The following is a 19683-nucleotide window of genomic DNA, read 5'->3' as shown; positions in this document are numbered from 1 at the left end:
ATACTACGCTGCTTTTAGTGGTGATGACTGTTTGACAATCGTTTCGAACAATCGTTGCATAAATCTATCCGGGTTTGAGTTTCTAAGCGTTTTATTTTTAATATAAAACTGATTGATTTCTTTTTTTAACGTAGGATACATCTTAATGATATCTCCTTTAGATTTGATACGTCTGTAATAACCATCAGAAAACAAAACATATGTATTCTTACTTACAAATTCAAAATACAACTTGTTATCTCCTACATTTCCGATCTTTTTCCTTCTTATTTTATGATATCTCTTTAACAGAGAATATGCCGTATTCTCCAGCAGTACTTCGTGAAAACCATTAACTAAAGTGTTATTCTCTTCGAATCCGTCAATTCTTATAAACGAATAATCTTCAATAGTAAATCGATCTACTTTATCACGTATCAACTGTAAAATGGAAGCTACCGCACCAGATTTAAGTGCTATTAAAAGATTATCCGTTTCAAGATTGTACTTCATATCTACATCATAATAGATCTGACCATCATATGAAATGGATCCTGTAACAACGTCATCAGTTAAGAAGAATGAATGTTTTCCTTTATATATACGATTAACATCAAGGTTCACATACTGTTTTCCATTATACAATCCAGTATGTTCTTGTCCTATAACCTGATCAAACCAATTGTAATAAAGGTTTTCCTTTTCTTTAACTTGACTAAAAAAAACAAACGGTAGGAATAAAAAAACAATTGCGCTCTTAGTAATTTTTCCCATATTTATAATGATCTGTGATATAAATTAATGAATATATAACTCTTATATAATAAAACTTAAGGTCAAAAAAATCACCCCCTAAGGATATCTAAGTCAGTCGATAAATTAATTTAAAGATTTAAAAACTATCCCCAATAGTTTCTTAAAAACTTCTAATTTAAGTAAATATTAAATATTAAAATTTCAATACGTGTTAAGAAAAGATTAAAACAAAAAAAATTAACAGAAGAATCCATTTTTTTGATCCTATACACTAGACCAATAGATAGAACCCTATAATTCCAGAAAAAGCAGAAGAATTTCAACTCCGCAAGTGTTAAAGATTATTGAGTATAGCCAAAGTGATCTTATTAAAAATATCGATATCCACCAGAAACCTACAAGTTAGTATTTGTTCCCAAAGTTTATCAACATAGTTCTTACAACTCTTAACAAATACTTAAGAAAATCCTTAATATTTCAGTGTATTTTAGAAAACAAAAAGTATGCAAAATCGTCTCATACTGATCACTCTGTTAAACGTTTTTATACTATCAGCCCAATCAGACACTGAAATTTATTTATTTGATATCTCTATCAATGAGAATGTTTTAGAATTAAAAAATCAAAGAAACATTTCTAATAATGATGGTTATGATAATCAACCTTCATTTTACAATGATAATATCGTATTATTTGCTGCTACCAGAAATGGACAGACTGATATTGCAAAATATAATATAAGAGACAACAAAATCAATTGGATTTCTGAAACATTGCAAGGCAGTGAATATTCACCTATTAAAGTTCCAAATCAAAAAGCAATATCGGCTATTAGATTAGATACTACTGGAAAGCAATTACTGTATCAATATGATTACAAAACAGGAAAACCAAAACCATTAATTGAAAATCTTGTGATTGGATATCACACTTGGTTTAGTAAAGATATAGTGATTTCTTCTGTACTGGAAGAAGGTGGATTATCATTGGTTGTTTCTAATCTTACGGACAATACCAACAAAACGTTCCAAAAGAAAGTAGGAAGATCATTGCATAAAATTCCTAATTCACAGCTTATTAGTTATATCAGCAAAGAAAACGAAAAATGGGAAATAAAATCGCTAAATCCCATTACTGGTGAAACAAAAAAGATAATCAACACCATTCCTGAGGCAGAAGATATGTGCTGGCTAGTTAATGGAACTATTCTAATGCCAAAAGATAATATCATCTATAAATTTAATCCTAAGATGGATACCGATTGGAATATCTTTCATACCTTTCTTAACAAAGAGATTGGCGGTATTAGCAGAATTACAACTAATAAGATAGGTACCATGCTCGCATTGGTTTCTGATGTTTCTCCTGAACATGTAGTACAAAAACAATTAAATGCCTATAATACCAGAAATATTGAGAGCTTCTTAGCCACCTATTCGGATCGAGTAAAAGTATATAATTACCCGAATGAATTGACATATGAAGGTAAAGAAAAAATGAAAAGTATATATACCCCTTTTTTTGATAGCACACCGGATTTACATTGCGAAATCAAAAGCAGAATTGTTTATGGTAACAAGGTAATTGATGAAGAGTTAGTACTCATAAATGGAAGAGAGATCAAAGCTGTGGCTATTTATGAAGTAGAAAACGGAAAAATCTCTAAAGTAACCTTCTTACAATAGATAGGTTAATCAACTATATAAAAGCAATTGGGTAAGTCTATTCTGAATACGGGCTCCCTCTACCCGAGGAAGAAATAATAAAAAAAGAGGCACTGGTTGATCCGAAAGATTTAGAAGAAATCGAGAATGAATTGCAAGCTAGCATATCATATGAAACTTGTTTTGAATAAACCAAAAGGTTTTTTGGAAAAAGGTTAGACGAATTAGATTTACATGACTACAAATTCGAATCTTATCAATTAAAAAATAAACAAGTAGATTTGGAGAAAGATTTTGGAAAGAAGGCTCGATTACAATTTGAAAATTAAAACGAATACATAACAATTTGTCCTATAGCCTATATGCGCCCTTCGAGATGCAAACTTAACACAAAAGAAATGTTACGCGCTATTTGTAAATAATAAAAGACTTTGATATCAGACTAGCTGAAGGAAAATACACAGGAATATTAAAAAATATTATTGAAACCGAACATTTCATAGTCTCTATTACAAACTATACAAGTTCGCAATGCAATAGTATACTTCATAGTCACAAAAATCCTCACATGTGTTTATTATTCCAGGGTGCAGATATTGAATGCAAAAAGAACTTGATTCCCTACCAGCGTACTACTGGAGATATGTTTTATTATGAAGCTGGCGAAAACCATAAGACCATAAGCACAATAAAGGATTCTAAGAATATTAATATTGAATTTAAGATTGACAAATTAAAAAAAGAGAAGATCTATTTGTCTCCTAATTTTGATTCGGTAAATAAAAATCCAGCTCCAAAATTATTATTCCTTCATATGCTTAGTGAATTATTAACAAATGATAACACTTCGTCCGCGTCATTAGAGGCTTTAGCTTTTCAACTATTCGAATTTGAAAATAGTGCTAAAAACGATAATAAACCAAAATGGGTCGTACAGATGGACGAATATTTTAATGAAAATTGGGCGAGTGATTTTTCGCTAATAGATCTTGCAACTGCAATAGGTGTTCATCCAATTACGATATCCAAAAATTTTAAAAAATACTATAGATGTACTTTTGGAGAGTATAGACGTATGTTGAAAATCCACAACAGCATCCCCTTAATTAAAAATAGTACTATGCGTCTTTCTCAAATTGCTTATGAATGTGGATTTTCTGATCAAAGTCATTTCGTTAGGAACTTTAAAAAATACGCCTCTTTTCTTCCTAAAGATTTTCGTAGAATATAGTTCAGGCTAAGTTTGTTCTATTTTATGTTATTATCTGTTCTTAGTTTTACATCAAAAAACACTTATGAAGTTCTTAATAGCTCTTATCACGTTTTTATTAATTCTAAGTTGCTCAACAAAAAAAAGCAAACAAAACATACGAGGACATTGGATACAAGAAGGATATGGCACATATCTGGAAATTAACGATTCAACTTACAAAATGTATGATATCACTAAGATATCCTGTCAGCCTTCTGCTTCTGGCTCAATTAATAACTGGTCCGATTCTTTAGAAACATTACTAGATTTATACAAAGTCGTAGATATCAATTCAGAATCAATGGTATTAAAATATGGGATTACTTCTTATAAATTCAATAAGTTGACATCACCACTGAGCATATGTAATACTCCAGTATTCGAATCTAATGATCCTAAGCTAAATTTTGACATCTTTTGGCACACTTTTAAAGAAAACTACGCATATTCTGAGATTAGAAATATTGACTGGGATGCTATTTATGATAAGCACAAAGGCTTGATCACAGAAAAAACTACACAAGTAGAACTGTTTGGTTATATAGCAGAAATATTAGATGCTATTAAAGATGAACATATTAGCCTTAGAGCACCTGACAGCATAACTAATGCATACCTTGCAATAAGAGATATTCCTGAACAAGAAGAGAAGAGTTCTACCGACATAGTAGACCAACAAAAAAAGAATGACACGATCGTTGAACATAAAAACCCTAGGACAACCGCGATGTCAAAAATTATTAGCTTATTTCCTGAGACAAAGTTCCAATCTTTTCATAAGGACCTTATGCTTTGGGGTAAAATAGTTAATGATGTAGGATATTTACAAATTAACAGTATGAATGGATACTCAGAAACAGTAGTTGTAGATAAGAATATCGAGCACGATGAGTATTGGGATCAACATTGGGAATTGGTTTTTAATGCTATTGAGAATGGAAAGACTTTAGGGCAATACCTTAGAGATGAAGTTGATGGAGCTAAAAAAATTCAGAAAAAGATTTTATCAGACTTTTCGGAGACTTCAGGGTTAATCATAGACCTGAGGTTTAACCCCGGTGGAACGGATCAAGTCGCTTTGGAATTATTATCAGGTTTTACAGATTTGGATAAGAAAGTCTTCACAAAAAAGGTATGGCACAATGGCGATAACACGTTTAACAGTCCTATATATATTCCAAAGTCTCCAGACAGTTATTCTGGAAAAATAGTAGTTTTAACAAGTACCCAAACTGGTAGCTCTGCAGAGACATTTGTTTTGGCTTCTCGACAATTAAATAACTTTACTCAAGTGGGTTCAAATACTATGGGAATTTTTTCCGACGTATTGCAAAAAAGGCTACCAAATGGTTGGAGTTATGGGTTATCTAATGAAATTTACGAAACGGAAAACGGTAAAAACTATGAATATATTGGAATACCCCCGCATAAAAAAGTTGAATATCCTAAAAATTGGTATCAATTTCATTCTTCGATAATTGAACTTAATGATAATGACCCGGCAATTAATTTGGCAATATCCGTTCTTAAAACGGACTAAATTAAATTGTACACGAACCTTAACTCTCTCTTTTGTTCTTTCTGATTAATACATAAATGTAGTGAGAATCAAACTTAAGAAGTGTCTAATTATGTTGCTTCGGAATTGCCTTCTCAAATACTCACACTAATTAATTATATTTGGTATTTAGCAGAATAATTCTGGCGAATCTTCCCGCAACTAATCATACGCAAAATGTCGTGGTATATTAATGAAACAAAAAATGAAAATAAGAATTAATCTGATTTTAATATTAAGTCTATTGGTAATCGGTTGTTCTTATAATAAGAAAAAAACAACGAAACGAAGTAATACAAAAATGGAATTGATGGTATTGTCAAATTACGGTGTCGAAGAAAAAATAGTCTCTAAAAGCACTACATCTGAGCAAATTAAGGAAACTATGAGCGGAATTAATTGGAATAATTTTCATCAAGTTGTTCTTTCCACAGACAACAGCAATTGGATTGAGGTTGGTGGCAACCTAAACGAAGATGGACTTTCATCTATGTATGAGGAAAACGGACAGCAATTCATAATAAACAAACCACCTTCTTCTATTGAACATATGACTGATATACTCTTATCCTATTTTTATGGAGATGGGAGATTTAAAAGAGAGAACAAGTTTGAATAAAAATAAATAAATGAGTTCGAAGGTTATTTGAAAATAAAAGAGAGTTCAATGAAATGATAAAACAGAATTCATTGTTGCTGTTGATCTTATAAATTTGTTAAGAAATAACTACCACTGATCGCTTTTACTTAAATTAGGCGATCAAATTAACACACATGAAGACCATTCTTACCTCAACACTCTTTTTATTTACAATCATTCTAACTGCACAAACCGATCAAAGAATATATGATATTATAGATGCTGTTTCTTCTGAAAGAATCGAAGCAGATATCAAAAAACTGGCAGATTTTGGCACACGGCATACATTAAGCGACACGGTTTCAACAACCAGAGGAATTGGTGCAGCAAGAAGATGGATTAAATCAGAGTTCGATAACATATCTGAAAATTGTAATAAGTGTCTAGAAGTTTTTTATCAAAAAGATTTGGTAAAAAAAGGGACTAATCAGCGTATTATTAAAGATGTTATGGTAGTAAATGTTGTCGCCATACAGCGAGGTACAAAATATCCCAATCGTTTTATTATGATGAGTGGTGATATTGATTCACGGATCACGGATCCAACCAATTTTACGGATGATTCTCCCGGAGCAAACGATAATGCTAGTGGAATGGCTGGAGCTATTGAAGCAGCCAGAGTTTTATCCAAGTATAAATTTGAAAGTAGTATCATTTATGTTGGATTATCGGGAGAAGAACAAGGGCTATTTGGAGGAAAAGGCTTAGCCACATATGCCAAAGAAAAGAATTGGAACATCATTGGGGTTATGAACAATGATATGATTGGTAACATAAAAGGAGTTGACGGAGTCATTGATAATAGAACCTTTAGAATTTTCTCCGAACCTACAAATCTGACTGATGATAAAAAGACTGTAGAACGAAGACGTTTTTATGGTGGTGAAGTTGACGGAATTTCGCGTCAATTAGCACGATACATTCATAAAACTACAAAAACCTATATGCCAGAGATGAATCCAATGATGGTGTATCGTTTAGATCGTTTTGGTCGCGGTGGGCACCATCGTCCATTTAACGATGCTGGTTTTGCAGGGATACGTATTATGGAAGCTCACGAAAACTATACACAACAACATCAAGATATCAGAGAAGAAAATGGTATCAAATATGGGGATGTTGTCGAACATGTGAATTTTAACTACGCAGCAAAACTAACAGCTGTCAATGCAATTAACCTAGCAGGCATTGCTTGGGCTCCTCCCGCTCCAACCGAAGTAAAAATTGGAGGAATTGTAGAACCTTCTGCTAAGTTTACATGGAAAAAAGCAAATGACCCAAATATAAAAGGATATAAAATCTACTGGAGAGACACCACTTCTCCTACTTGGGATCATAGCCGTTTTGTAGGTGATGTAGATAACTTTACACTAAACGGTATTGTTATTGATAATTACTTCTTTGGTGTAGCAACAGTAGGAAAAAATGGTCATGAAAGTCCTGTAGTATTTCCTTCTGGGGTTTTCAGAAAATAGCCAAATTCTCATTATATTAACCAATGATTAATCTAACCACGCTAAATGAAACTTATTAAATCTATATCGATCCTAACACTGCTGCTGTTCTTTTCTTGTAAACAAGAACCGATTAAAAGAAAATTGCCTGCACAACTAGATATCGCAGAAAAATTATCTGTAAAAACGAAAGGTAAAGTGATCATTCATGAAAACTTTACATCAGAACATGTTATCCCAAGAAACGTAGAAGTTTTTTTACCCGATGGATATGACGCCAATACTAAAGATAAATACAACGTATTGTATATGCATGACGGTCAAAATGTCTTTAATTCAAAAACATCCTACACAGGAATTGATTGGGGTGTTGATGAAACTATAGATAGTTTAATTAAAATCGGAAAGATTAAAAACACGATCGTTGTTGCTCCTTGGAATACGGTAAAAAAACGTTTTTCGGAATATATGCCTGAAGCTCCAGCTGAAGTAACCAATAGTGCAGAAGTCAAAGCTGCTTTGAAGCAAAATACTGGTTTTGATGATTTGTACTCGGATGAGTACCTAAAGTTCTTAGTAAAAGAATTAAAACCTTTTATTGATAAGACATACAATGTGGCTACTAAAGCCGAAAACACCTCTATAATGGGATCTTCTATGGGAGGGTTAATATCACTATATGCGATCTGTAAATATCCTGAGGTATTTAGTGCTGCCGGATGTGTATCTACACATTGGCCAATTCCGGTTTTAGGGGAAGCCTATATGAAAACATTACCTGCTACCCTTCCAGATCCAAAAACGCATAAAATATATTTTGATTTTGGAACTGAAACGCTAGACGCTCAATATGAACCTTACCAGAAACAAGTAGATCAAATGATGATAGATAAGGGATACACCAAAGGTAAAAATTGGATCACTAAAAAGTTTGAAGGTGCATCGCACGATGAAAAAAGTTGGAATGAACGCGTACATATTCCTCTTGAATTTTTATTGAAATAAATTAACACGGAAATGAATAAGTTTTTCTTAGCAGTATGTATTGTTTGTGGATTATCACCAATTTTTTCGCAAACATCTCTTTTTGATCAGCAACAACAATTTACCAGGCAAGATTCATTACGAGGCTCTATAACTCCGGAAAGAGCGTGGTGGGATCTCACTTATAACCATCTGGACATATCCGTAGACCCTGAGAAGAAAACCATAGAAGGAAAAAACACTATACATTATAAAGTTTTAGAGAATCATAATGTCTTACAAGTGGATTTGCAATCACCTTTGGTTATAGAAAAAGTTCTACAAGACGGAAAAGAGTTAAAAGTAACTTCTGAAGGAAATGCTCATTTTGTCACACTCAATAAAAAACAAAAAAAAGGAACTATCAATGCTGTAGAGGTGTACTACAGTGGAAAACCAAGAGAAGCAGTACGCGCACCTTGGGATGGAGGAATTTCCTGGAAAAAAGATAGTAATGGAAAACACTTTGTTGCATCTTCTTGTCAAGGATTAGGAGCCAGCGTTTGGTGGCCTAACAAAGATCATATGTATGACGAAGTAGATAGTATGTTAGTAAGTGTAACCGTTCCGAAGGGTTTGATGAATGTAGGCAATGGAAGACTTCGTAAAGTAGAAGAGCGTTCTCCTGATACAAAAACATATCACTGGTTTGTAAGAAATCCTATCAATAACTATGGAGTTAATATCAATATTGGGGATTACGTACATTTTGGCGAAAAGTATGAAGGTGAAAAAGGAATCTTAGACATGGATTATTATGTATTAAGAGATAATCTCGAAGCTGCTAAAAAACAATTTAAAGACGCTCCTAAAATGATGAAATCTTTTGAGCATTGGTTCGGTCCTTACCCTTTTTATGAAGATAGTTTTAAACTGGTAGAGGTACCCTATTTAGGAATGGAACATCAAAGCTCTATTACCTATGGAAATAAGTACGTAAATGGATATCTCGGTAATGACTTATCCGGCACGGGATGGGGATTAAAATTTGATTTTATCATCATCCATGAATCAGGCCACGAATGGTTTGCGAATAATATTACGTATAAAGATATCGCTGATATGTGGATTCACGAAAGTTTCACGGCATACTCAGAAAATCTATTCCTGGATTACCACTATGGCAAAGAAGCTTCTTCAGAATACGTGATTGGTACTAGACGTGGTATTAGCAATGACAAACCTATTATTGGACAATATGATGTAAATCACGAAGGATCTAGTGATATGTATTACAAAGGGGCTAATATGTTGCATACCTTACGTCAGTTATTAGAAGATGATGAGTTATGGAGATCCATTTTGAGAGGTTTAAACGAAGAATTCTATCATCAAACGGTTACCACAAAGCAAATCGAAAATTATCTTAGTGAGAAAACCAAAATCGATCTAACAGCATTCTTTAATCAATATTTAAGAGATACCAGAATACCTACTTTAGAATATGGTTTTGATGATAATGCATTAAAATATCGATATATAGATATTGTAGAAGATTTTGATATGCCGGTGCGTTTAAAAATTGATGGAAAGGATCAATGGGTACAGCCTAATGCAGAATGGCAAACCCTAAAAGTAACTGCAAATGAAATCAGCATTGACCCGAATTTCTATATAAAAGCTAAATCTATTTAATAAGAGAACACGTGAAAATCTACTTTCCTCAGTGGCAAGGATCCGGAACCGGTAAAGTCATAAAAGATGGAGCAAAAACCATATTGGATTATCTAGAAGATCCAGAATTTGTCCACATACCATTATCCGAGATATACGCTGGAAGAGATGGTACAAAGAAACATGATATTCATAATTACGATGCAATTACAGAACAGCTAACGCGTCTAAAAAATAGCATTAATGAAGCACAACCCGATACCATCAGAACTATCGGTGGAGATTGTGGATTAGAAATCGTACCTGTTTCCTATCTTAATGAAAAATATCCTAATCTTGGTGTTGTTTGGTTTGATGCACACGCTGATATTAATAAACCTTGTAATTCTCCAAGCTGTAATTTTCATGGTATGCCACTAAGAATGTTGTTAGGTGAAGGTGCTGATCATATGAATTCTCTTCTCTTTTCTACCATAGAAGCTTCCCAAATACATTATGTAGGTGTCAGAGATATTGATGAAACAGAACAAATTAGAATTGATAATGGTGAAATTTATGCTCCCGAAAAGACGGATATCACCGATTTAGTGAAGACACTAAAATCAAAAAACATAACGAATCTTTATTTACATTTTGATTTTGATTGCCTGGAACCTAATGACTATAACAAAACCTATTATCAAGTTCCAAATGGAGTAACCATTTCTGAAGCAGAAGCTTGTATAAAAGCATTACAAGAAAATTTTTCTATAGTCGGCAGCAGTGTTTTAGAATCTATTACAACAGATACTACAGAATTAAAACCTATCAGTAAGATTATCAACCTGTTAATTAAATAATATACAAATTTATGTCAGGAGGCAACTGGAAAGACATGCTATTAGCATCACAAACCGGAGATTTAGAATTAGTAAAATATTATGTTAGAACAGGAATAGATATTAATTATCAACATCCTGAAGCTATGACTACTCCACTTATTGAGAGTTTGAGGTTTGAACATATAGATATTGCAAAATTTCTCCTGGAGAACGGTGCTGATGTATATGCTAAAGAAGGTTTTAGCGGAGATACCGCCTTATCTATAGCAACTGAAAAACAAAATCAAGAAGCCTTAGATTTATTGAATCTTTATCTAAAACCCTGACCTAACTGAAATAAATGCCAATGAAATTAGCTTTTGATGTTCAATATTACGAAACATATGCAAAATCTGTTTGTATAGTATTTCAGAATTGGAATGATGAGACTCCAGTAGAGATCATTATAAAAAAAGTAAATGATATAGCTCCTTATATTCCTGGTGAATTTTACAAAAGAGAACTTCCTTGTATCCAGACTATTTTGAAAGACACTAATCTTAATGATGTAGAACTTATTATAGTAGATGGATATGTGTACCTTAATGATGATAAAAAATTAGGGTTAGGTGGTTATTTATATGAAAAGTTGAATAACAGTATCCCTATAATTGGTGTCGCTAAGTCTAGCTTTCACGATAATAAAAAGTATGTGCAAGAAGTAATTCGAGGAGAAAGCATAAAACCATTATATATTACGGCTGTAGGATTAGATTTAGATGAAGCCAAAAATCACATACAAATGATGCATGGCGAATATAGAATGCCTATACTATTGCAAATTCTGGATTCAAAAACCAAAGAGAAGTAAAAAGAAAATTATCGAATAGTATTAAAGGTCCATTACATCACAGAGAGATCTTATAAAAAAGTTATTTAAGATAACTTTCTGATATGTTTAATGACTTCTACGCTACCTTTATAATAAAACGTTTGCTATGTTTACATTATTCAAAAAGAAATCAGAAAAAGAACAACTTCAGAAAAAGTACAGAGCTTTAATGGAAGAATCTTACAAGTTATCACACACAAATCGTAAAGCTAGTGACGATAAGCAAGCTGAAGCTCAAGAAACGCTAAACAGGATAGAACAACTTCAGGAGTGATTGGTAAAACCTATTATTTTATAAAATTATGAACACGGCATTATCTTGTGCCTATTTAATTATAATGATATCATCCCTTCTTATTTTTGATTTTACCAAAGATACCGACCTATCCAATTGGAATGTAGTTGATGATGGTGTGATGGGCGGTCTATCCAAAGGTGTTTTTGAAATTAATAATGAAGGAAATGCTATTTTTAAAGGAACTGTTTCTTTAGAAAACAATGGTGGTTTTTCCTCTGTGCGCAATCGTTTTGACACGAAAAATGTCAAGGGATTTACTAAGGTTCTAATCAGACTAAAAGGAGATGAAAAAAAATATCAATTTAGAATAAAAACCAATAGCTACGACCGTTATTCTTATATCGCTCATTTTAAAACTACCGGAGATTGGCAAACTGTTGAGATTTCATTATCAGAAATGTACCCGGCATTTAGAGGTAGAAAATTAGATTTACCAAAGTACCCAACAGAAACTATGCAAGAAATCGCCTTTCTTATTAGTAATAAAAAAGCAGAGCAGTTTAGATTAGAAATCGATAAAATAGAATTGAAATAAACGTTTAAAATAGATTACAGAATACAATACCTTACGGAGAATAAATAACTGATCATATAAATAGTATATTTATTGATAAAATTTAATTCATCCAAGATTATCAAAAGAATTCTTTTTATAATACCATCAAAAGTTCATTTATTAGACATCATAGGTCCTGCGCATATTTTTTATGAAGCTAAAGAATATGGAACTGATATTGAATTACATTTCGTAACAATAAATAACGATACTCAGGTTAATAGCAGTGCTGGATTACATTTCACCAAATTAGAACCTTTTCATAAGTTTCAATTGTCAGAAGATGATTTCGTATTTATTCCTGGGATAGAGTTTTCTTTGATTTCTAATAATCAATTCTACCTAACTAATAAACTTTTTTTCAAATGGATTAAAGATCAATATAGTAATGGAGCTCAAATATGTTCGGTATGTACCGGAACTTTTTTAGTAGCATCATCAGGTATATTAAATGGAAAAAGTTGCACTACACATTGGAAATACTTTTCAGAATTTAATGAAAAGCACCCAGAAATTGAACTTATAAAGAATCGATTATTTGTAGTAGAAGATCGGTTATACTCCAGTGCTGGAGTAACATCTGGTATTGATCTGGCTTTGTATATTTTGGAAACTGAATTTGGGTCAAAACTGGCCGCAGATGTAGCTAAAGAAGTAGTTATTTACTTTAGGAGAAGCCAATCTGATCCACAGTTAAGTATTTTTCTTCAATATAGGAATCACCTGGACACCAGAATTCATGATGCACAGGATTATATGATTAAACATATTGATTCTTCATTTGTTCTAGAAGATATTGCAGAAAGCGTACATATGAGTCCAAGAAACCTAACCCGCCTATTTAAAAAAACAACAGGCATAACCATCGGAGCTTATCTAGAAAAGCTCAGACTGGATCGAGCTATACATCTATTAGCAGAAGGAAATAAGGTTAGTTATGTTTCTAATCAGTGTGGTTTAAAAAGTAGTAATCAATTAAGAAACCTTCTTAAAAAACATGGAGAAGTACTACCAACACAGATTAAATCTTTACTATAAGATGTCCTGATACTTCGCATTGTTGTCCTTTGGCAATATAATAGAGTAATTAATTTTATCAGCGTCAATCTATATCAAATAATCATGAAAACGTTGTTAATATTCCTGTCATTTTTAACCAGTATCTCTATACACTCGCAATCATCCCTTAATGCTATCGATAGCTATGTTTGTCCACCATGTAATAGTTCTTGTGATACTTTAACCTTTGATAAACCTGGTACCTGTACCCATTGTGCAATGCCTCTAATTACTGAAAAAGAACTAAAGGAAAAGTATCCTAAGGTGGAAAAGAAAAAAATTGCTTTTTATCTACAATCAGGAATTGAAATACTTGATTTTGCTGGACCTATGGAAGTTTTTGCTTATGCAGATTTCGAAATATTTACAGTTTCTAAAACCAAAGAACCTATTGTTTCTCAAGGAATTTTAACAATACTACCTGATTACAATATAAAAGATGCGCCCAAAGCTGATATTTTAGCTTTTTTCGGAGGTAATGCAGCGCAGTCTTTCAAAGATCCAGAAATTATAAACTGGATACAATCGCAACCATACATTGAATATCACTTCTCTGTATGTACTGGTGTATTCGCTTTAGCAAATGCAGGAACGTTAAACGGAATGACTGCCACTACATTTCACAACGCTCTTGATGGATTAGAGAAAAATTATCCTGAAATAACGGTAGTAAAAAATGCGCGTTTTGTGGACAACGGTAAGGTAGTAACTACCGCAGGTATTTCTGCGGGGATTGATGGTGCGCTACATTTAGTAGCCAAATTACAAGGATTTAATGAGGCCAGAAAAATTGCATATCATATGGAATACGATAAATGGACACCTGGAGAAGGTATAAACTTGTCACCAGATAATCCATATGATGGCTTCATAAATATTCCAAATCTCGAAAATTATACCGGAACTTATGAATATCTTCATAACGCTGAAGTAGCATTAAAAATAAACGCTCGAGAAAATTCCCTTTATGCTATTTTAGATAAAAGAAACTACCCTTTATTTTATTTAAAAAAAGATGAATTCATCAATCTCAATGGAGATGAGATTACTTTTATAAAAGATAAGAACAATGAAATTATTGGTTATAAATCTTCCCGAGATCCTGAAATTATCTATAAGAAACTAAATCATAATAATAATTAAACTCCTTTCTTCAACATATTCCTGATAAAAATCATAGACATCCTATTTAATATTTTCGACTTTTATAACAAGTAATGGTATAAAACAGGAAATATGAAACGTTTACTAACATTCACAATGATACTTGTTATTATGTATGCTTGCAAAAAGGAAGCTGATCCTGTAAAGCAAGAGATCAGAACATCAGATTCGGTAAAGATTATTGACAAAAAAGAAAGCAACAATCAGTCGTCACCTATTTTTAAAGAACTGATTGCTTTTGCAAATATTGAAGTAGGCTATGATACCAATCCAGAAAAATTCTTTCAAGTAAAAACTATTGATCCCAATGGAAATTTATCTGATTCAAATATAATAAAGGGAATAGATTTATATAAAAAAGCACTTAAGTCCCAATCCGTTGATATCCTACCAATTTTCGAAATTATAAATACTGATCAAGTCATTCTTATTGTTAAAGGAAAAGGGTATATGGATATTATTTGGGCTAAAGTTTTGATAAATAAGAATACACAAAAAATTAGCAAAATATCTTTTGGTCATGTAGCAGAATCAGAAGGTTACGGAGCAGCGATAACTTATAATACATTTGAAAATAAATTTACTGGCGCGAAAATATCATTTTCTAAAAACACCTTCGGTCTAACACAAAACGGTAAAAATCTTATCAAAGGAGGTCAAAAAATAGACGGAATATCGGGAGCCACTATTACTAGTCAGGCGGTTGTTCAAATGCTAAATACAGAATTAAAAAAATATCAAAGTTATTTACTTGATTGATATTCTAGCGTAAACAATATAAGGTTTATACTAATTTTTAAGATGAATTTCGTTAAGACTTTCCATTCGGTTTCTTTCTAAGAACGCATCGATGGTTTCAAAATGTTCGATAACTCTCTTGTCTTTAAATTCAAACACTTTATTCGATAATCCTCTTAAAAAATCTCGATCATGAGACACCAGTATCAAGGTGCCATCAAAAGCCAACAAGGCTTCTTTTAGAACATCTTTTGATCTAATATCCAAATGATTCGTAGGTTCATCCAGAATTAATACGTTCACAGGTTCCAAAAGTAATTTTACCATAGCGAGTCTTGTTCTTTCTCCACCAGAAAGTACGCCTACCTTTTTATCAATATGATCGCCGCCAAACATAAATTGACCCAGTATATTTTTGATCTGTGTCCTTACATCTCCCTTGGCAATCTCATCCACTGTTTGAAACACTGTGAGGTTAGGGTCTAACAAAGCCGCCTGATTCTGTGCAAAATATCCAACCTTTGCATTATGCCCCAGATCACACTGTCCCTCAAAATCAATTTCACCCATAATGGCTTTGATCATAGTAGATTTCCCTTCTCCATTTCTACCTACAAAAGAAACCTTTTCTCCTCTCGCTATAGACATATTGGCGTCTTTAAAAACCACGTGATTGTCGTACTTTTTGGATAAATCTTTGGCAATTACAGGATAATCGCCAGAGCGAGCTGATGGCGGAAATCTAAGTTTCAGTGAAGAAGTATCTACTTCATCAATTTCTATAATATCAAGTTTCTCTAGCATTCGCTCACGAGAATTCACCTGATTTGTTTTAGAATAAGTTCCCTTAAATCTATCTATAAAATTCTGAGTATCTGTTATGAATTTTTGTTGTTCCTGATATGCTTTTATTTGATGTGCACGTCTCTCTTCTCTTAGTTGTAAGTAATGCGTATAGTTCGCTTTATAATCATAGATTCTACCCATAGTAACTTCGATAGTTCTATTGGTAATATTATCTATAAATGCTTTATCATGAGAAATTACAATAACCGCTTTTGCTTTATTTAGCAAGAAATCCTCTAACCAGATTACCGATTCGATATCCACGTGATTCGTAGGCTCATCCAAGAGAATGAGATCTGGTTTTTGCAATAATATTTTAGCCAATTCAATACGCATTCTCCATCCCCCACTAAATTCGCTTGTAGGTCGAGTAAAATCTTCTCTTTTAAAACCTAACCCCTGCAACGCTCTCTCGACTTCTGCATCGTAGTTTACTTCTTCTATCGCATAAAACTTCTCACCTAAATCCGTTACTTTCTGAATAATACTCATATATTCATCAGAATCATAATCTGTACGAGTTTCCAGTTCTTTATTAAGACGGTCCATTTCGTTTTGCATTTCATGAATCTGACCAAATGCTTTAGATGCTTCTTCAAATACAGTACAATTGTCATCTGTTAGTAAATGCTGCGGTAGATAAGCTATCACCGCTTCTTTGGGGCAGCGTATATTTCCTCTGGTTGCCTTTTGTGCACCTGCAATGATCTTCATCATCGTAGATTTACCAGCTCCATTCTTGCCCATTAAGGCAATTTTATCATTTTCATTAATAACAAAAGAAACATTACTAAATAAGGTTTCCCCACTAAACTCTACTGCAATTCCATCTACAGAAATCATATCATCTTATTTTAAAAATGCAAAACTATAAAAAAGCCAACCACTGCAAAGAAATTATTCATAATAGGTGCTAAAACTTTTAACTAATAAACGATCTTAGGATAATTACCTGAGGTATTAGATTGAAAATTAATTTGGATTCGAGGCAAATATCAGAGCATTTAAATCTGGATTATCGAGTAAAACTGTAACAATCTCCTAAAACAAACATCTTTATATGCAAACACATTCATTATGAGGTTACTAATCAATCATCTAATCTACATTTTTCCAAATTCTCAAAGTATTAACAAAGGTATATATCTAGTCCTTGCCTTTACCCTAAGTTACTTTGGATATAGTAACAGTATGGTTTCTAATATGAGTACCTTCAAATACGATTCTAATGGAGCTATTGCATATGCTTATCTTATTGCTAATATCAAAATCGATGGTAACTCCTCTGACTGGCCAAAAGATCTTACCAAGTTTTCCATCGAAGATGTTCCTTTTGGCGACCATCCAAAAAACAAAGATGACTTTTCTGCACATTTTCAGGTAGGTTATAATCTATCTGAACAATCCTTATATGTTTTGGTTACTGTGATAGATGATTCTCATATCGTGGATACCACAGAAAAGGCGGACTGGAATACACAAGACACCTATAATCTCTATGTAGATGGTCAACATTCACCAAAAGGATCTGGTTTGGATTTATATCAGTTTGGAGAAAATTATAAAGAAATGATGGATCCAACTACAAGTTGGGATCCCGAAACAAAAAATCACAGTTGGGATCAACTTGAAATAAAATTTAGTCGAAAAGGAACCACTACTATCTATGAATGTAAAATAAAATTAACAGGCCAATTAGCTGAAGGAAAAACTATCGGAATTGATCACGTAATTATAGATAAAGATGAAGATGATCCTACTACAAATACTTTTATTTCCTGGGGAAAAGGAGGCGGTAAAAGTCAATCATCTTCCAGATTAGGAGATGTCATTCTGATGAAAACAAAAGAAACTACCGGAAAACTATCTGGTCGATTGGCATGGAAAGACAAAACCATAAAAGGATATCCAAACAATATTCGGTTTACATCTACCACTAATCCTTCTCTCTGGACTCAGGCCTCTGTAGATTCTACAGGTATCTATCAAATTGATCTTCCTGCTGGAGAATATACTATTTCTTCTGCTCAAAAGTTTTATAATCAAGATAATAAAGCTTTTAGAATAGATACTAAAAACTCTCAGCAAAAAGTTACTGTATCAGACAACAATACCATTACTGCCCCTGTCATTACATTATCAATCGTACCAGAATTGGATCTTATAGCAAAAAAAGGAATACTTCATGAGTTTGATGATAACAAAGAAGCATTAGTAGATCAGTTTATAAAAGCATATCAGGAATATTATCAAATCCCAGGAGTTTCATTAGCTCTTATCAAGGATGGAAAGCTAGCATATCATCAAACATATGGCGTAAAAAACGCATATACCGAAGAAAAGGTAGATGAAACAACCTTGTTTGAAGCCGCATCTATAACCAAACCCGTTTTTGGATTTGCAGTAATGAGATTGGTAGAAAGAGGTGAGATTGATCTAGACAAGCCATTATATGAATATTTACCGTTTGAAGATATTGCACATGATGAGCGTTATAAGTTGATTACTGCAAGACATGTTCTTACTCATAAAACCGGTTTTCCAAACTGGGCATGGATGAACGAAGATGGTAAACTCGATATCAAATTTACTCCCGGAACAAATTATAATTACTCCGGAGAAGGTTTTGAATATTTAAAACGAGTGGTAGCTCATATTACAAAGAAAGATATTAATGTTTTACTTAAAGAAGAAGCATTAACTCCATTAGGACTAGAACATACCTATTTCGAAAAAAATGATTATTTAAAAAAAGTAGTAGCCAATGGTCATTTTGATAATATGGCTACAAGAACGCAGCTCCCAGATCGTGCCGGTATGGCTTGGAGTATGCATACAGAAGCCAAAATATTTACCAATTTCCTACTTGGATTGTCAACAAAAAAAGGATTAAAGCCCGAAACTTACAAACAGATGTTTAATATAGAAACAGAAATACCCAAAGATAAAGGAGAAAACAGACCTGGTTGGGAGGAGTATTTTGGACTGAGTATACATATGGAAAAAACACCCTTTGGAAATACATTTGGTCACGGAGGTAATAATGGAGATTTTAAATGCCTGGCCAGAATGTATCAAGATCTTAATATGGGTTTTGTTGTATTCACTAATAGTGACAAAGGTGATCAATTGTATAATGCTCTTATCGAATTCTTAATTACTGGTAAAATAAATAAAAGTTAGCGTATTATTGATCCTCTAATATCTTAGTTCATCTAAATATATAAAATACTTTTTATAACAAAATATAGGAAGCTATTACATATTTAGTCTGGAATCATTCTATAGAATACTTACTTAATCATGAACCCTCCAAATAATTAAAATATAGTTTAATTTAGTAATACATAAAGACAAAAGATGAAAATAATATTGAAACGATAGATAAAT

General features: G+C 32.7%; 18 protein-coding genes. 16 read left to right on the top strand and 2 right to left on the bottom strand.

Annotation, left to right across the window (positions count from 1 at the left end):
- Positions 1-3: 3 nt before the first annotated feature.
- Complete coding sequence (locus Q0910_RS01865) at positions 4-753, bottom strand: hypothetical protein (protein WP_299211824.1); 750 nt, start codon at positions 751-753, stop codon at positions 4-6.
- A 485-nt stretch (positions 754-1238) separates the two neighbouring features.
- Here Q0910_RS01865 and Q0910_RS01860 point away from each other — a divergent pair, with 485 nt between their 5' ends.
- From Q0910_RS01860 to Q0910_RS01790, 15 genes are all read left to right on the top strand, one after another.
- The gene (locus Q0910_RS01860) at positions 1239-2420 is read left to right on the top strand and encodes a nuclear transport factor 2 family protein (RefSeq protein ID WP_299211821.1); all 1182 of its coding nucleotides are present in this window, start codon (positions 1239-1241) and stop codon (positions 2418-2420) included.
- A 547-nt stretch (positions 2421-2967) separates the two neighbouring features.
- Positions 2968-3630, top strand: coding sequence for an AraC family transcriptional regulator (locus Q0910_RS01855; RefSeq protein ID WP_299211818.1), 663 nt, complete (start codon positions 2968-2970; stop codon positions 3628-3630).
- Positions 3631-3694: 64 nt separating this feature from the next.
- Entirely contained in the window at positions 3695-5191 is a 1497-nt protein-coding gene (locus Q0910_RS01850) for a S41 family peptidase (RefSeq protein ID WP_299211815.1), read from the top strand.
- 223 nt (positions 5192-5414) lie between these two features.
- Entirely contained in the window at positions 5415-5828 is a 414-nt protein-coding gene (locus Q0910_RS01845) for a hypothetical protein (RefSeq protein WP_299211812.1), read from the top strand.
- 155 nt (positions 5829-5983) lie between these two features.
- The gene (locus Q0910_RS01840) at positions 5984-7324 is read left to right on the top strand and encodes a M28 family peptidase (protein WP_299211810.1); all 1341 of its coding nucleotides are present in this window, start codon (positions 5984-5986) and stop codon (positions 7322-7324) included.
- A gap of 45 nt (positions 7325-7369) precedes the next feature.
- The gene (locus tag Q0910_RS01835) at positions 7370-8308 is read left to right on the top strand and encodes an alpha/beta hydrolase-fold protein (RefSeq protein WP_299211807.1); all 939 of its coding nucleotides are present in this window, start codon (positions 7370-7372) and stop codon (positions 8306-8308) included.
- Between the two features lie 12 nt (positions 8309-8320).
- On the top strand, positions 8321-9961 hold the full coding sequence (locus Q0910_RS01830; RefSeq protein ID WP_299211804.1) for a M1 family metallopeptidase: 1641 nt from the start codon (positions 8321-8323) through the stop codon (positions 9959-9961).
- An 11-nt stretch (positions 9962-9972) separates the two neighbouring features.
- Positions 9973-10779 carry an arginase family protein gene (locus Q0910_RS01825; protein ID WP_299211801.1) on the top strand — a complete coding sequence of 269 codons (807 nt, stop codon included), beginning with the start codon at positions 9973-9975 and terminating at the stop codon, positions 10777-10779.
- A gap of 11 nt (positions 10780-10790) precedes the next feature.
- Positions 10791-11087 carry an ankyrin repeat domain-containing protein gene (locus tag Q0910_RS01820; RefSeq protein WP_299211798.1) on the top strand — a complete coding sequence of 99 codons (297 nt, stop codon included), beginning with the start codon at positions 10791-10793 and terminating at the stop codon, positions 11085-11087.
- Positions 11088-11107: 20 nt separating this feature from the next.
- A complete protein-coding gene (locus tag Q0910_RS01815) occupies positions 11108-11611 on the top strand; it encodes an endonuclease V (protein ID WP_299211795.1) in 504 nt (167 codons plus the stop codon).
- A 127-nt stretch (positions 11612-11738) separates the two neighbouring features.
- The gene (locus Q0910_RS01810; RefSeq protein WP_299211792.1) at positions 11739-11906 is read left to right on the top strand and encodes a Lacal_2735 family protein; all 168 of its coding nucleotides are present in this window, start codon (positions 11739-11741) and stop codon (positions 11904-11906) included.
- Positions 11907-11934: 28 nt separating this feature from the next.
- On the top strand, positions 11935-12465 hold the full coding sequence (locus Q0910_RS01805) for a CIA30 family protein (RefSeq protein WP_299211789.1): 531 nt from the start codon (positions 11935-11937) through the stop codon (positions 12463-12465).
- A gap of 72 nt (positions 12466-12537) precedes the next feature.
- A complete protein-coding gene (locus Q0910_RS01800) occupies positions 12538-13524 on the top strand; it encodes a DJ-1/PfpI family protein (RefSeq protein WP_299211786.1) in 987 nt (328 codons plus the stop codon).
- Positions 13525-13608: 84 nt separating this feature from the next.
- Positions 13609-14688, top strand: coding sequence for a DJ-1/PfpI family protein (locus Q0910_RS01795; protein ID WP_299211783.1), 1080 nt, complete (start codon positions 13609-13611; stop codon positions 14686-14688).
- Positions 14689-14781: 93 nt separating this feature from the next.
- Positions 14782-15468 (top strand): FMN-binding protein, encoded by a 687-nt coding sequence (locus Q0910_RS01790; RefSeq protein ID WP_299211780.1) that lies wholly within the window; start codon positions 14782-14784, stop codon positions 15466-15468.
- A 30-nt stretch (positions 15469-15498) separates the two neighbouring features.
- On the opposite strand, the gene Q0910_RS01785 is transcribed toward Q0910_RS01790, so the two are convergent.
- Complete coding sequence (locus Q0910_RS01785) at positions 15499-17136, bottom strand: ABC-F family ATP-binding cassette domain-containing protein (RefSeq protein ID WP_299211777.1); 1638 nt, start codon at positions 17134-17136, stop codon at positions 15499-15501.
- Between the two features lie 234 nt (positions 17137-17370).
- Between Q0910_RS01785 and Q0910_RS01780 the strand changes: the two genes are divergently transcribed.
- Positions 17371-19476: a serine hydrolase gene (locus tag Q0910_RS01780; RefSeq protein WP_299211774.1), complete on the top strand. Its 2106-nt coding sequence runs from the start codon at positions 17371-17373 to the stop codon at positions 19474-19476.
- Positions 19477-19683: the final 207 nt, after the last annotated feature.

Origin of the sequence: uncultured Aquimarina sp., assembly GCF_947495315.1 — a bacterium.
Lineage (GTDB): Bacteria > Bacteroidota > Bacteroidia > Flavobacteriales > Flavobacteriaceae > Aquimarina.
Note: the sequence above shows the minus strand (reverse complement) of the source record. Positions and strands in the feature narration are given on the sequence as shown.

Bases quoted from the DNA above. Each gene is read 5' to 3' on its own strand.
- Q0910_RS01810 (WP_299211792.1), top strand. From the start codon at position 11,739: ATGTTTACATTATTCAAAAAGAAATCAGAAAAAGAACAACTTCAGAAA.
- Q0910_RS01795 (WP_299211783.1), top strand. From the start codon at position 13,609: ATGAAAACGTTGTTAATATTCCTGTCATTTTTAACCAGTATCTCTATA.
- Q0910_RS01845 (WP_299211812.1), top strand. From the start codon at position 5,415: ATGAAAATAAGAATTAATCTGATTTTAATATTAAGTCTATTGGTAATC.
- Q0910_RS01815 (WP_299211795.1), top strand. From the start codon at position 11,108: ATGAAATTAGCTTTTGATGTTCAATATTACGAAACATATGCAAAATCT.
- Q0910_RS01790 (WP_299211780.1), top strand. From the start codon at position 14,782: ATGAAACGTTTACTAACATTCACAATGATACTTGTTATTATGTATGCT.
- Q0910_RS01865 (WP_299211824.1), bottom strand. From the start codon at position 753: ATGGGAAAAATTACTAAGAGCGCAATTGTTTTTTTATTCCTACCGTTT.
- Q0910_RS01835 (WP_299211807.1), top strand. From the start codon at position 7,370: ATGAAACTTATTAAATCTATATCGATCCTAACACTGCTGCTGTTCTTT.
- Q0910_RS01785 (WP_299211777.1), bottom strand. From the start codon at position 17,136: ATGATTTCTGTAGATGGAATTGCAGTAGAGTTTAGTGGGGAAACCTTA.
- Q0910_RS01830 (WP_299211804.1), top strand. From the start codon at position 8,321: ATGAATAAGTTTTTCTTAGCAGTATGTATTGTTTGTGGATTATCACCA.
- Q0910_RS01860 (WP_299211821.1), top strand. From the start codon at position 1,239: ATGCAAAATCGTCTCATACTGATCACTCTGTTAAACGTTTTTATACTA.
- Q0910_RS01805 (WP_299211789.1), top strand. From the start codon at position 11,935: ATGAACACGGCATTATCTTGTGCCTATTTAATTATAATGATATCATCC.
- Q0910_RS01850 (WP_299211815.1), top strand. From the start codon at position 3,695: ATGAAGTTCTTAATAGCTCTTATCACGTTTTTATTAATTCTAAGTTGC.
- Q0910_RS01780 (WP_299211774.1), top strand. From the start codon at position 17,371: ATGAGGTTACTAATCAATCATCTAATCTACATTTTTCCAAATTCTCAA.
- Q0910_RS01855 (WP_299211818.1), top strand. From the start codon at position 2,968: ATGTGTTTATTATTCCAGGGTGCAGATATTGAATGCAAAAAGAACTTG.
- Q0910_RS01820 (WP_299211798.1), top strand. From the start codon at position 10,791: ATGTCAGGAGGCAACTGGAAAGACATGCTATTAGCATCACAAACCGGA.
- Q0910_RS01840 (WP_299211810.1), top strand. From the start codon at position 5,984: ATGAAGACCATTCTTACCTCAACACTCTTTTTATTTACAATCATTCTA.